This is a genomic window from Sphingomonas hankyongi (assembly GCF_023516575.1).
GTDB lineage: Bacteria > Pseudomonadota > Alphaproteobacteria > Sphingomonadales > Sphingomonadaceae > Sphingomicrobium > Sphingomicrobium hankyongi.
Genome location: NZ_JAMGBE010000002.1, coordinates 696,900 through 709,363, shown reverse-complemented (window position 1 = coordinate 709,363; position 12,464 = coordinate 696,900). Strand labels below are relative to the sequence as shown.

The 12,464-nt window shown below is 63.6% G+C and carries 13 protein-coding genes and 2 tRNA genes; 8 read left to right on the top strand and 7 right to left on the bottom strand.

The window, feature by feature from the left end; translation table 11 throughout:
* Window positions 1-10: 10 nt before the first annotated feature.
* Both LZ538_RS08270 and LZ538_RS08265 read left to right on the top strand, forming a co-directional pair.
* The gene (locus tag LZ538_RS08270) at window positions 11-1,309 is read left to right on the top strand and encodes an FAD-dependent oxidoreductase (protein ID WP_249831505.1); all 1,299 of its coding nucleotides are present in this window, start codon (window positions 11-13) and stop codon (window positions 1,307-1,309) included.
* Window positions 1,310-1,398: 89 nt separating this feature from the next.
* A tRNA-Pro gene (locus LZ538_RS08265) sits at window positions 1,399-1,475 on the top strand.
* Window positions 1,476-1,499: 24 nt separating this feature from the next.
* Here LZ538_RS08265 and LZ538_RS08260 read toward each other — a convergent pair.
* The 6 genes from LZ538_RS08260 to LZ538_RS08235 form a co-directional block, all read right to left on the bottom strand.
* Complete coding sequence (locus LZ538_RS08260; RefSeq protein WP_249831504.1) at window positions 1,500-2,060, bottom strand: hypothetical protein; 561 nt, start codon at window positions 2,058-2,060, stop codon at window positions 1,500-1,502.
* Between the two features lie 98 nt (window positions 2,061-2,158).
* Window positions 2,159-3,298: an L-lactate dehydrogenase gene (locus tag LZ538_RS08255; RefSeq protein ID WP_249831503.1), complete on the bottom strand. Its 1,140-nt coding sequence runs from the start codon at window positions 3,296-3,298 to the stop codon at window positions 2,159-2,161.
* Entirely contained in the window at window positions 3,299-4,084 is a 786-nt protein-coding gene (locus LZ538_RS08250) for a class II aldolase/adducin family protein (RefSeq protein ID WP_249831604.1), read from the bottom strand.
* Between the two features lie 26 nt (window positions 4,085-4,110).
* Entirely contained in the window at window positions 4,111-4,752 is a 642-nt protein-coding gene (gene maiA / locus LZ538_RS08245) for a maleylacetoacetate isomerase (RefSeq protein ID WP_249831502.1), read from the bottom strand.
* Between the two features lie 10 nt (window positions 4,753-4,762).
* The gene (locus LZ538_RS08240; protein WP_249831603.1) at window positions 4,763-5,146 is read right to left on the bottom strand and encodes an acyl-CoA thioesterase; all 384 of its coding nucleotides are present in this window, start codon (window positions 5,144-5,146) and stop codon (window positions 4,763-4,765) included.
* A gap of 17 nt (window positions 5,147-5,163) precedes the next feature.
* Window positions 5,164-7,227, bottom strand: a complete 2,064-nt coding sequence (locus LZ538_RS08235) for a S9 family peptidase (RefSeq protein WP_249831501.1) — start codon at window positions 7,225-7,227, stop codon at window positions 5,164-5,166.
* 168 nt (window positions 7,228-7,395) lie between these two features.
* On the opposite strand from LZ538_RS08235, the gene LZ538_RS08230 reads away from it, so the two are divergent.
* From LZ538_RS08230 to LZ538_RS08220, 3 genes are all read left to right on the top strand, one after another.
* Window positions 7,396-7,875, top strand: coding sequence for a hypothetical protein (locus LZ538_RS08230; protein ID WP_249831500.1), 480 nt, complete (start codon window positions 7,396-7,398; stop codon window positions 7,873-7,875).
* Window positions 7,876-7,980: 105 nt separating this feature from the next.
* On the top strand, window positions 7,981-9,792 hold the full coding sequence (locus tag LZ538_RS08225) for an aminopeptidase P family protein (RefSeq protein ID WP_249831499.1): 1,812 nt from the start codon (window positions 7,981-7,983) through the stop codon (window positions 9,790-9,792).
* A complete protein-coding gene (locus tag LZ538_RS08220; protein WP_347402749.1) occupies window positions 9,759-10,190 on the top strand; it encodes a cupin domain-containing protein in 432 nt (143 codons plus the stop codon). Before LZ538_RS08225 ends, LZ538_RS08220 begins: the two co-directional genes overlap by 34 nt.
* Before the next feature lie 4 nt (window positions 10,191-10,194).
* On the opposite strand, the gene LZ538_RS08215 is transcribed toward LZ538_RS08220, so the two are convergent.
* A tRNA-Thr gene (locus LZ538_RS08215) sits at window positions 10,195-10,269 on the bottom strand.
* Between the two features lie 91 nt (window positions 10,270-10,360).
* Here LZ538_RS08215 and LZ538_RS13275 point away from each other — a divergent pair.
* Genes LZ538_RS13275 through LZ538_RS08205 form a run of 3 tightly spaced genes read left to right on the top strand, consistent with a single transcriptional unit; the run spans window position 10,361 to window position 12,452 of the window.
* The gene (locus LZ538_RS13275) at window positions 10,361-10,492 is read left to right on the top strand and encodes a hypothetical protein (RefSeq protein WP_283937666.1); all 132 of its coding nucleotides are present in this window, start codon (window positions 10,361-10,363) and stop codon (window positions 10,490-10,492) included.
* Window positions 10,493-10,524: 32 nt separating this feature from the next.
* Window positions 10,525-11,526 carry a threonine aldolase family protein gene (locus LZ538_RS08210; RefSeq protein ID WP_249831498.1) on the top strand — a complete coding sequence of 334 codons (1,002 nt, stop codon included), beginning with the start codon at window positions 10,525-10,527 and terminating at the stop codon, window positions 11,524-11,526.
* Window positions 11,523-12,452, top strand: coding sequence for a DMT family transporter (locus LZ538_RS08205; protein ID WP_249831497.1), 930 nt, complete (start codon window positions 11,523-11,525; stop codon window positions 12,450-12,452). Before LZ538_RS08210 ends, LZ538_RS08205 begins: the two co-directional genes overlap by 4 nt.
* Window positions 12,453-12,464 lie beyond the last annotated feature (12 nt).

The window sequence follows — 12,464 nt, the reverse complement described above, 5'->3', positions numbered from 1 at the left end:
GGAGGTGCGGATGCGGCATTTCGCGATCGTCGGTTCAGGCCCCGCGGGCTTCTACACGGCCGAGGCGCTTGAGAAGGCCTTTGGCGATCAGGCGCGTATCGACATTCTCGACCGCTACCCTGTTCCCTACGGCCTGATCCGCTTTGGCGTCGCCCCCGACCACCAGTCGCTGAAAGCCGTATCCAAGCGCTACGATAAGGTCGCTGAATCCGCCGGCGTCGACTTCATCGGCAATGTGACGGTCGGCCGCGACGTCAGCGTGGCGGAGTTGCTCGAACTCTATGACGCCGTGATCCTCGCCACCGGGGCGCCGCACGACCGCAAGCTGGGCATTGCCGGTGAGAACCTGCCAGGGGTCATCGGCTCGGCGGAATTTGTCGGCTGGTATAACGGGCATCCTGATTTCGCCGACCTCGATCCGCCGTTTGATGGCGCCAGCGCCGCCGTTATTGGCAATGGCAATGTCGCGCTCGATTGCGCGAGAATTTTGTCGAAGACGCGCCACGAGTTCGAAGGGTCGGACATTGTGGGCCACGCGCTCGAAGCGCTGGACGGTGCGGCGATCCGCACGGTCACGATCCTCGGCCGGCGCGGACCGCACCAGATCGCCATGACTCCAAAGGAGCTCGGCGAGCTGGGCCATCTAGAGGCGGCTGTCCCAATCGTCGACTTGGCCGATTTCCCGCCCGTGGAAGCTGACGAGACGCTCGAGCCCGGCCTGCGCAAGTCGGTCAGCCTGTTGCGCGGATTTGCCGATCTGGAGGCGAACAAGCCCAAGAGTATGGTCTTCGACTTCTTCGCCAAGCCGGTGGCGATCGAAGGTGATGGAAAGGTTGAAAGGATCGTCGTCGAACGGACTGAGCTCGACGAACGTGGCGGCGCGCGCGGGACCGGGGAAACCTATGAGGTGCCGGCGTCCTTAGTGATCACGGCAATCGGTTATTCCACGTCTCCGATCGACCATGTGCCTTTCGATGGCGGAAAATTCGTCAACACGGACGGGCGCATTGCCGATCGACTGTATGCAGTCGGCTGGGCGCGGCGGGGCCCGACCGGAACGATCGGGACCAATCGTCCTGACGGCTATGAGGTGGCGGACCGCATCGCTGCGGAAATGCCCCAAGAATGCAGCGGAGACCGTGCCGGCGCAAGCGGCCTGAAACAATTGCTCGAGAGCCGAGGCGTGATGCCGACAGACTATGCTGACTGGCGCAAGATCGAGCAGACAGAAGAGGGCAGGGCACGGCCGGGCTCGCCGCGGGAGAAGTTCGTTCGGGTCGAGGACTGGCTTAAAACCGTCGGCCGCTGATTGCCGGTTGCGCTCGCCGCGTCCCCCATCTATCTAGCCGCGGCCTTGGCTCCCGCCCGCGACCTCGCGTCGCCTTAGCGGGTTCCGGTCGGGGAGTAGCTCAGCCTGGTAGAGCACTGTCTTCGGGAGGCAGGGGCCGGAGGTTCGAATCCTCTCTCCCCGACCACTTTATTTCGTCCTTAAGCGGGCTCTACCAGCTCGTGAATACGTCCGGGCAGGGGTTCGAAGACCCGTCGACCAGGATCTGCTTCAGCATCTCTGCCATCTGAGCGGCATAAGCGTCCGCCTCCGCCTGGCTCGATGCGCTGCGTTTCAACGCCACGCCGGCGCAGGCCGTATTCACCTGGACATTGTCGGGGTCGGATTGGCTGAGCTCGCTGTAATGTTGCGCAAGCGCTTCCCATTTCTCGGCGTCAGCGACGGCCGCGGGCTCTTCGCCGCTCGGAGCGCCGCCCATCAGGCTGAGCCGCGTCGGCGGATTGTCCGTGCCGGGCTTGAATGCCTCGATCGTGCGGTCGTCGATTACCCTGATCCCATAGGTGATTCCATTATTGGGATTGGTGAACTGATAGGTCCCGTCCGCTTGCCTCGCATATGGCGACGTCTTGTTCGGCTCGACCACGACCAACGTGTCGCCGTCCATCTTCAGGTCGATGGTGTAGCCGCCTCCATCGATCGCATAGGTGCCCCCCGGCTCGGCAGGCGCGACCACTGCAGAAAGCAGTACAGCAACTCCGACCGAAGCACGCACGGCGCGGTACGCAATACTTCCGTTCGACAAAACCGATCTCCCCCCAAACGACTGATCGGTTTGAATAACAGGCATGAATCGATGCGCAAGACGAGGGGTCAGCGGCTATCGATTGTTTCGGAGTCGACCTCGGCTACCGTCCGTGTGCCGGTGAGCGCCATGGCCACGCGCATCTCGGCATCGAGAAGTTTTAGTACGTGGCCGACGCCTGCCTCGCCGCGGGCGGCGAGGGCATAGGCCCAGGCGCGGCCCAGCAGCACGAAATCTGCACCAAGCGCGAGCATCCTGACGACATCCAGGCCAGATCGGACGCCGCCGTCCACGAGCACGGGCATTCTTCCGCCCACGGCGTTCGCGACCGAGGGAAGCGCCCGCGCGCTGGAGAGGGCGCCATCCAGCTGACGGCCACCGTGATTCGAAACGACGATTGCGTCGGCGCCCGCCTGAACAGCGGCTCGTGCGTCATCGGGATCGAGAATGCCTTTGATGACGAGCGGGCCGTCCCACTGTGAGCGGACCCACTCGACGTCTTTCCACGTGACGCTCGCGTCGAAGTTCTGCGCAACCCAGCCCATTAGGTCTGCGAGCACCGCCCCGGAGCCGAGCAGCGGCTCGAGATTGCCCATGGTAAGCGGGCGGCCTCGCGCCGCGACGTCCCATGCCCAGCTGGGTCTTTGCAGAACCTGCGCCACCCTGCTTCCGGGACGGCGAAGCGAACCCGACAGCCCCGCCCGATAATCGCGATAGCGAGTCCCGGGCACCGCGAGATCGACAGTCAGCAGCAATGCCCCGCAGCCGGCTTCCTTGGCTCCGGCGATGAGGTCGCTTACGAACCCCCGATCCTTGACGATGTAGAGCTGGAACCACAGCGGCGCTGCCTGCGCGACCTCGCCGATCGAACATGCGCTCAACGTCGACAGCGTGAAGGGCACGCCTGCGGCCTGCGCTGCTCTCGCCGCCTGGCACTCACCGCGGCGGGCATAAAGACCCGACAGGCCGACAGGGCCCAGTCCGACAGGCATGCTCCAGCGCTGCCCGAACAACTTTGTCGACAGGTCGATGTCGGAAACGTCGCGCAGCACCCTTTGCTTGAGCGCGACGGCCTGCAGGTCCTCGACGTTCCGCCTTAGCGTCACCTCGTCATACGAACCGCCGTCGAGATATTCGAAAAGGAAGTGCGGCAGCCGCGCTTTCGCGAGTGCCCGATAGTCGTTGATGGATGCTGCGCGGCCCGACACTTAGCTCGCGAAGCTCGGGTCTAGCCGGTACGCCTTCCGCTTCAGCGCCGGCCAGGCGAGGAAATTCGCTGCCATAGGCAGGCCGATGGCCCCCTGCTGCGCGGTGATTTCGGGCGACCCCTGCGGTGGGTTGTTGACGTTTTCGCCAGCCGAAAGAGCCATGATCTGCGCCTGGCATGCCCGCTCCAGATAATAGAGGCGGATGAAGCACTCCCCGACATTCTTGCCGACTGCGAGCGTGCCGTGGTTGCGCAGGATCATTGCATTCTTCTCGCCTAGGTCGGCGACAAGGCGATCGCGTTCGTCGAGATCGACGGCGACGCCTTCGTAATCGTGGAACGACACGTCGCCGCGGATCAGCATAGCCGTCTGGGTGAGGGGCAGCAGGCCTTCCGAATGGGCCGCGACTGCCTGACCCGCGGGGGTATGGAGATGCATGACCGCATGTGCGTCCTCGCGGGCCATGTGGATTGCGGAGTGAATGGTGAAGCCGGCCGGATTGGTGATGAAGGGCGTCGGCTCAACGGGGTTGCCGTTGACGTCGACCTTGATGAGGCAGGATGCGGTGACCTCTTCGAACATCAGATTGTACGGATTGAGCAGGAAATGGTGCTCGGGCCCCGGAATCCGCGCCGACAGATGCGTGAAGATGAGGTCGTCCCATCCGTAATAAGCCACCATTCGGTACGCGGCGGCGAGGTCGACGCGGATCGCCCATTCCTCTTCACTGACCTTGCCTTCCAGCGATGGGATATCGACCGATTGCAGCGGCTTGAGATCGTGCATGCCACGGTTGATGCTGTCGACGCGGTTCATGCGGGCACCTCCTGCCGGTCCGGGTGAGCGGCCGCGAATGCATCGAGCTTGTTAGCATTCTCATCGGCACGCAACAGCGTGGGATAATTGTCGAGCGGCACATCGTAACGGCGCGCGTTGTAGAGCTGAGGCACCAGGCAAACGTCCGCTCCGGTCGGCGCATCCCCGAACAGGAATTTGCCGGCCGTCGGCGCTGCAAGCGCTTCGAGCGCGGGAAGCCCCTCGGCGATCCAGTGCGCGTACCACGCGTCGATCTCATCCTGAGAATGACCAAGCTCGCTCTTCAGATATTTGAGCACCCGCAGGTTGTTGAGCGGGTGGATGTCGCAAGCGACCGTCATCGCCATCGCCACCACATGCGCGCGCTCCGCCGCGGATGCGGGAAGCAGCGGCTGGTTGGGGTAACGAAGGTCGAGATAATTCAGGATGGCGAGGCTTTGCGTCAGCCGATGCCCGTCGATTTCGAGCATGGGCACGAGCCCCTGAGGATTGAGCCGGCGATAATCCGCCGACTTCTGCTCGTCGGCGCGAAAGTCAACCTGCCGGCTTTCGTAGTCGATCCCTTTGAGGTTGAGGGCAATGCGAACTCGGTAGGCGGCGGACGAGCGCCAATAATCGTAAAGGATGGGCCGGCTCATCGGACCGCTGTTACTCCGACGAGACGAATGGCGCTATGACTTCGGCGGGAACCCTGATCGGCCGCCCGCTCTCCTTGTCGATAATCGCCCAGTCCGTTCGCGAGCGAACGCGGGCTTTGCCGTCCTCGCCGCAAAATTCGATGTGGCGATCGAACTTCGCGCCCTTGAGATTCTCTCCGGCCCAGGTTCTCGCGGTGATCGTCTCGCCTTCCAGGACGGCGCGCAGATAGTCGATCTCGTGCCTGACCACGACCCAGACATAATCGTCCTGGTGGCCGGGGTCGGCGACGCTTCGCCAGTGAGTGGTCGCGACCTGCTCCATCCACTGCACCCACACGGCATTGTTCACGTGCCCGAGCTCGTCGATATGCTCAGGTCCGGCGACGAAGGTCATCTCGAAGACGGGACGGGTCAATCCGGGACCTGCGTGAGCATGAACGCGTAGGTTTCCGCGACCTCGTGGAGCTTCTCCCACCTGCCGGACTTGCCGCCGTGGCCGGCGCCCATGTTGATCTTGAGGAATAAAGGGTTGCCGTCGGTCTTGGTGGCGCGCAGCTTTGCCGCCCATTTGGCGGGCTCCCAATATGTCACCCGCGGATCGGTCAGTCCGCCTGTGATCAGCATCGGCGGATAATCCTGCGCCTTCACATTGTCGTAGGGCGAATAGCTCCGGATGTAATCGAACGCCGCCTTGTCCGCGATCGGGTTGCCCCACTCGGGCCACTCGCCCGGCGTCAGCGGAAGCGTGTCGTCGAGCATCGTGTTCAGCACATCGACGAAGGGCACGTCAGCGATCATCGCGCCGAACAGCTCCGGGGCTGCGTTGACCACCGCACCCATCAATTCGCCGCCCGCCGAGCCGCCGTTGATCGCGATCTTCCCGGCGCTGGTTAATTTCGCGTCGATCAGCCCTTTGGCGACATCGACGAAATCGTTGAACGTGTTGGTTCGCTTGGTCAGCTTGCCGTCGAGGAACCACTGGTAGCCGAGGTCGTCGCCGCCGCGGATGTGCGCGATGGCGCAGGCCCAGCCCCGGTCGAGCAGACTCTTGCGATTACTGTTGAAGGCGGGCGGGATCGCGATTCCGTACGCGCCGTAGGCATAGAGGAACAATTTGCCCCCGCCGTCCTTCCCGAACCCCTTCCTGTAGACCACCGAGACCGGGATTCTCGCGCCGTCACGCGCTTCGATCGTCAGCCGCTCGGTCGCATATTGCGACGCGTCGTAACCGCTGGGGATTTCCTGGACCTTGCGAACCTCGAGCTCGCCGCTCTTCGGATGATAATCATAGGTCGTCGCGGGCGTGACCATCGACGAATAGCCCAGGCGATAGCTGTCGGGTGCGAATTCAGGATTGCCGTGGAACGCCGCCGAATAGCTCGCTTCCTTGAACGGAATGCGCGTCTCTTCGCCGTCGTAGCTTCGCAGCATGAGCTGGTCGAGGCCGCCGACGCGGCTGCTGATCGCGAGATGATCGCGGTACGCGCTGGCGCCGGTCAGATAGGCGTCGTCCGAACCGGGAATGACCGTCCGCCATTCCTCGGGCGCCGATGGATCGGCCTCGGCAAGGCGGAAGTTCACATGGTCGTCGTTGGTGTGGATCCACAATTTCCCGTGCGCGGCATCGACATGATATTCGCGCAGCGGTTTCCGTCGTGAAATCAGCGTGAGCGGCTGCGCCGGATCGGCCGCCGATACGAAGCGCACTTCGCTCGTCGCATTGTCGCCGGTTGCGATGATGATCAGGCTCTTGTCGGTCGACTTGCCGACGCCCACGCTGAATCCGAGTTCCTCGGTCTCCTCGTACAGCGTGATCGCCTCTTCGGGAGCGTTGCCGAGCCGGTGATAGCGGGCCCGGTAACTCCGCCAATGCTCGTTGACCTCGTTGAACACGATCCCGGCGCTGTCACTGGTCCAGACGGGCTGGCCGATGCCGACCTTGGTGACGGTCTCCAGGTCCTTGCCGGTCGCGAGGTCGCGGATCCGCAACTCGAAGCGCTCCGATCCATCATAGTCCGCAAGCGTGGCCAGCAGCTTGCCGTCCGGACTCACATCGAGTGCGCCGAGGCGGAAATATTCGCGGCCTTCGGCTTCGACCGGCTCGTCGAAGATCGTCTGATCCTCGCCGCCCTTCACAGGCTTCCGATACCAGCTGCGATATTCGGCGCCGGGCTTGAACGCCCACCAATAGAGGAAGTCACCGTCGCGGATGGGGACCGAGCTATCGTCCTCCTTGATCCGCCCCTTCATCTCCTCGAACAGCTCATCGATGAGGCCCTGATGCTGCTTCTTCCACCCCTCGAAATAGTCGTTCTCGGCGTGAAGGTAGGAAAGCACGTCCGGGTCGTTCACTTCGGGATATTTCTGGTCCCGCAGCCAGTGCCAGGGGTCCTCGATGGTCACTCCGTGACGCTCGTAGCTGTAGGGGCGTTGCTCGGCGCTCGGCGGTTGCGGCAGGTCGGAAGGCATGTCCATGAAAGCGCTCTTAGCGCGATGGCCGCTGACTGAAAGAGGCGACCGCGAATGCGAATGCGTCTCTAAATGCCAAGTCCCTGACGTCGTAGGTAAAAAGGCGTCGGGTGGTTCACCTTAGCCGTAGCTCCCGCAGCTCGATCATAGTATCGAGCGGAAGGGGGAGACAGTATGCGCAACCATCTATTCGCGGGGCTTGCCGCGTGCCTGTTGCTTGAGGGGTGCTCATCGCGTCCGCGCGAGTTCACGCCAGCGCTCGCGGCGCCGGCGTCGAGCCAGGCTCAGTTCGACGCGGCTTATTCGGAATGCCGGCAGCTTCTCGTCGAGGGCAAGCTCGATTCGTCGGGCCGGGTCGCCTCGGCGGGCGCCGGTGCGGCAGCAGGAGCGGCAACCGCCGTCGCCGGGGGCACGGCCGCTGCGGCTGCCGGCGGCTATGCCGGTCTTGCCGCTGCCAGCGCCACCATCGTCCTGCTTCCGGTGGCGATCATTGGCGGAGCCTGGGGCATGTCCAGGATGAAGCGCGCCAAGAAGGAGCATGCGGTCAAGACCGCACTGTCCGGCTGCCTGCACGAGCGCGGCTACGAAGTCGCCGCCTGGTCGAAGGCCGCGAAAAAGCCTGTCGCCGAGGCACCGAAAGCGACTGGCGAATAAGCGTCGCTCTCCGATTGGGCTAGGCATTCCCGCAGGCGCTCCGGCACACCGGGTCTTTAAGATTGCCGTTCCTTGGACTAGCTGGGGGCCAAGGGAGTCCCGCCCATGTCCACGTACGCCGATCGTCTTGCCGCCCTCCGTGAGCAGCTGAAAGCCAATTCGCTGGACGGCTTCGTCGTCCCGCTGACCGATGAGCATATGAGCGAATATGTCGGAAGCTATGCCCAGCGGCTGGCCTGGCTCACCGGCTTCGAGGGATCGGCGGGGTCCGCCGTCGTCCTTCCGGAAGAGGCCGCGATCTTCGTCGACGGCCGCTACACGCTCCAGGTGCGCCAGCAAGTCAGCGCGACCGAATGGAGCTATCAGTCGGTGCCGGAAACGAGCACAACCGACTGGCTGAAGGAGCATGCGCCTGAAGGCGGGCGCATCGGCTACGACCCCTGGCTGCACACGCGCGACTGGGTGAGGAAAGCCAAGGAAGCGCTGGCGAGCCGTGGCGCCGAGCTGGTGCCGGTCGAGCGCAATCCGATCGACGAAATCTGGTCCGACCGCCCCGAGGCTTCGAAGGCGCACCTTGTCGTCCAGTCGGACGAATATGCGGGGAAATCGGCGGCGGAGAAGCGGACCGAGATCGGCGACTGGCTGGCCAAGCAACATGCCGACGCAGCCGTTTTGTCGGCGCTCGATTCCATTGCCTGGGCGTTCAACATTCGTGGGCAGGACGTTTCGCATACTCCGGTCGCGCTCGCTTATGCATTGGTCCACGCCGATGGGACCGCGGACTTGTTCGTGGCCGGCGAGAAGATCAGCCCCGAGGTCCGGCAGCATCTCGGCAACGGGGTTCGGCTGCATGAGCGCTACGAGTTCGAGAATGCGCTTGCGGAGCTGAAGGGCAAAACTGTCGTCGTCGACCCTGAGCGCGCCGTAGCCGCCATCTTTGAGGCGCTTGAGCGGGCCGGTGCGAAGGTGATCGCGATGCGCGACCCGACGATCCTGCCGAAGGCGATCAAGAATCCCGCGGAAATCGCCGGCCAGAAGTCCGCGCAGGAGCGTGACGGCGCCGCAATCACCCGCTTTCTCCATTGGCTCGACGAGGAAACGCCGAAGGGCGATGTGGATGAGCTGAAGGCCTCGGATCATCTTGAGGCTTTGCGCCGCGAGAATCCCGAGCTGCGCGACCTTTCCTTCGACAGCATCTCGGGTGCAGGGCCCAACGGCGCTATCGTGCACTATCGCTCGAGCGAGAAGACCAACCGCAAGCTTGAGCAGGGCACGCTCTATCTGATCGATTCCGGCGGCCAATATGTCGACGGTACGACCGACATCACGCGCACGGTTCCGATCGGCGAGCCGACGGCGGAGATGCGCGATCGCTTCACCCGCGTTCTGCAGGGTCACATCGCGATCGCGACCGCTGTTTTCCCGAAGGGCACGCGCGGTAGCCAGCTCGACAGCTTTGCACGCCGGCCACTGTGGGAAGCGGGTGTCGACTATGCCCATGGCACCGGCCACGGCGTAGGCAGCTTCCTGTCCGTCCATGAAGGCCCTCAGCGCATTTCGCCGGTAGGAAGCGCGCAGAGCGGCGGCGACGAGCCTTTGCAGGTGGGCATGATCCTCTCGAACGAGCCGGGCTATTACAAGACCGGCGAATATGGGATCCGGATCGAGAATCTGGTGCTGGTCGTGGCGCGGGAGATCGAGGGTGCCGAGAAGGAGATGCTCGGTTTCGAGACCCTGACCTTCGCCCCCATCGACCGGCGGCTGGTCGATGTCAGCATGCTTAGTCCGGAGGAGTTGATCTGGCTCAATTGCTACCATGCGCATGTGCTCGCGCGTATTGGTCCCAAGCTCACTGGTGCTGACTTGGCCTGGCTTCAGGCGGCGTGCGCGCCGATCGAGGCGCCCTCGGTGGACTGATGCAGGGCAAGTCCCTTTTCGACTTCCCGATCCACCTTGGAAGGGATGGCCGCGCGATCCAGCAGCCCGAGTTCACGGGCATGGAATGGTATGACGATTATGTCCTCCGCCATGGCGACGATCTTGACGAAGGCCGTCTGGTCAGCCTTTTCCGTTTCTCAGAGCCTTGGACGAGCTGGGAAATGCACCCGGCGGGCGACGAGGTGGTCTGCTGCCTCCAGGGGCATATGACGCTCCACCAGGAGCTGGAGGACGGTTCGGAGCAGTCCTTTGATCTTGGTCCCGGCGATTATGCGGTCAATCCTCCAGGCGCCTGGCACACTGCGGACGCGGAGGGCCCCGTCGTGGCTCTTTTCATCACTGTGGGAAAGGACACGACCCACCGGCCGCGAGACTAGGGAGTGGTGCTGCCGGTGAGGATTGAACTCACGACCTCAGCCTTACCAAGGATGCGCTCTACCACTGAGCTACGGCAGCACTTTTTCCGGAAGTGGCGCGCCTATGACGGCGCGGCCCTTGCGCTGTCAACCCGGTTGCAGCGGCCGACAGCCCGGCGCATGTGGCTGGCATGACGGGAAAAGACAAGGCGCGCGAGGAACGCCTGGCAGCGGCGCTTCGCGAGAACCTGCGCCGCCGAAAGGCTCAGGCCCGCGAGATGCCGGTCGATTCCGACGGCAAGGGCAACAACTCTTCACATTGACGCCCGATTCTACCGCCGCCAATGCGCCGGCCATGCGCTTCTTCTCCGACAATGCGGCGGCCGCCCACCCGAAGGTGATCGAAGCGATCGTAGAATCGAACCGCATGGACACCGCCTATGACGGCGACGCCTGGAGCGCGCGTTTGGATGGTGCCTTCTCGGATCTTTTCGAGACTGAAGTCCGGGCATTTTGGGTGACGACCGGGACAGCCGCCAATTGCCTGGCCCTTGCGGCCTTGTGCCCGCCCTATCGGAGCATCCTGTGCCATAGCGACGCGCATATCGAGGTGGACGAGGCCGGAGCTCCAGGATTCTTCACTGGGGGCGCCAAGCTGATGCTCTTGGACGGCGCAGGCGCCAAGTTGGCACCTGACGAGGTCGGTGCCGCCTGCGACCGTATCCGGCCCGATGTGCACCAGGTCCAGCCCGGGGCGCTTTCGATTACCAACGCAACGGAATATGGCCTCGTCTACACGGCTGCCGAAGTGGCTGCGCTCGGGCGGCTTGCAAAAGAGCGTGGATTGGCTTTCCACATGGATGGCGCCCGCTTCGCCAATGCGCTCGCGTCGACGGGCGAAAGTCCCGCCGATGTCACCTGGCGTGCCGGCGTGGACGCTCTTTCCTTCGGCTTCATCAAGAATGGCGGTCTCAACGCCGAAGCCTTGATCCTCTTCCGCACGGAGCTTGCCGACGAGATCGCCGTGCGTCGCAAGCGCGCGGGGCATCTGCTGTCGAAGGGCAGGATGATGGCAGCGCAGATTTTGGCGCTCCTCGACGATGGGCTCTGGCTGGAAAATGCGCGCGCCTCGAACGCTGCTGCGCGCATCCTTGCTGAGGCAGCGCCGGGGCGCTTGTCGTACCCTGTCGAGGCCAACGAGATCTTCCTGAAGGTCACGGGCTTAGAAGCAGCCGCGCTCCGAGCCGCCGGATATGATTTCTACGATTGGGGCCCGGGGGAAATCCGTCTCGTGACAAGCTGGGACCAGCCAGGCGAGGCGGTCGAGCAGCTGGCCGCGGCGATCCGTGCCCTGTGAGTGAGCGGCACGGCCCCGACTTCCGGACGGTCGTCCTTCCCTTCGCTATTTTCACCGCCATCTGGGGCTCGACCTGGATCGTCATCCGCGACCAGCTCGGAGTTGTCCCCGCGCAATGGTCGGTGACCTATCGCTTCATCATCGCGACGGCGGCAATGATGCTTCTGGCAACGGTCAAGCGTCACGACCTGCGCCTCAGCCGTCACGGAATGCTCATCGCCGCATCGCTCGGCTTCACGCAATTCTGCATCAATTTCAACGCCGTGTACCTTGCTGAACGTCACATCACCTCGGGCGTCGTCGCAACCGTATTCGCCTTGCTCCTGATCCCTAGCAGCCTCCTCGCCTGGGCGTTTCTCGGCCAGCGCCCGTCGAAGCGGTTCGTCGCGAGCTCCACCGTGGCGGTAGCTGGCGTCATTCTTTTGTTCGCCCACGAGCTTCGTCAGCACGCGGCCGATGGTGGGGAGATCCTCTCCGGGATCGGCTTGACCCTCGCGGGAATGCTGGGAGCATCCATCTCGAACGTTGTGCAAGCTCGCCCGGAAGTCCGCGGCTATCCGCTTTTTGCATTACTCGCCTGGTCGATGGCTATCGGCACATTGCTCGACGCAGCAGTCGCCTTCACGCTCGCCGGCCCGCCCGTCCTGGATTCCCGCCCCGGCTATTGGCTCGGACTGCTCTATCTTGCCATTCCGGCCTCGGTGCTCACCTTCAGCCTATATTATCCCGTGGTACGGAAGATCGGCCCGGCGAAGGCCGCATATTCGAGCGTGATTGTGCCGCTTATCGCCATGGGCTTTTCGACCTGGCTGGAGGATTATCGCTGGACGCCGCTGACCATTGCGGGCGCGCTGCTCGCCATTGGGGGAATGTTGGGCGCGCTTAGCCGCGGTCGACCGCCAGTCGCGGCTCCGGACGCCGCCTAAGGCTGTTGGAGC

What these genes read in the sequence shown, in the direction of transcription:
- LZ538_RS08270 (WP_249831505.1), top strand. Translation starts at nt 11, where the DNA reads ATGCGGCATTTCGCGATCGTCGGTTCAGGCCCCGCGGGCTTCTACACG.
- LZ538_RS08250 (WP_249831604.1), bottom strand. Translation starts at nt 4,084, where the DNA reads ATGCACGATCTCAAGCCGCTGCAATCGGTCGATATCCCATCGCTGGAA.
- maiA (WP_249831502.1), bottom strand. Translation starts at nt 4,752, where the DNA reads ATGAGCCGGCCCATCCTTTACGATTATTGGCGCTCGTCCGCCGCCTAC.
- LZ538_RS08240 (WP_249831603.1), bottom strand. Translation starts at nt 5,146, where the DNA reads ATGACCTTCGTCGCCGGACCTGAGCATATCGACGAGCTCGGGCACGTG.
- LZ538_RS08235 (WP_249831501.1), bottom strand. Translation starts at nt 7,227, where the DNA reads ATGGACATGCCTTCCGACCTGCCGCAACCGCCGAGCGCCGAGCAACGC.
- LZ538_RS08230 (WP_249831500.1), top strand. Translation starts at nt 7,396, where the DNA reads ATGCGCAACCATCTATTCGCGGGGCTTGCCGCGTGCCTGTTGCTTGAG.
- LZ538_RS08225 (WP_249831499.1), top strand. Translation starts at nt 7,981, where the DNA reads ATGTCCACGTACGCCGATCGTCTTGCCGCCCTCCGTGAGCAGCTGAAA.
- LZ538_RS13275 (WP_283937666.1), top strand. Translation starts at nt 10,361, where the DNA reads ATGACGGGAAAAGACAAGGCGCGCGAGGAACGCCTGGCAGCGGCGCTT.
- LZ538_RS08210 (WP_249831498.1), top strand. Translation starts at nt 10,525, where the DNA reads ATGCGCTTCTTCTCCGACAATGCGGCGGCCGCCCACCCGAAGGTGATC.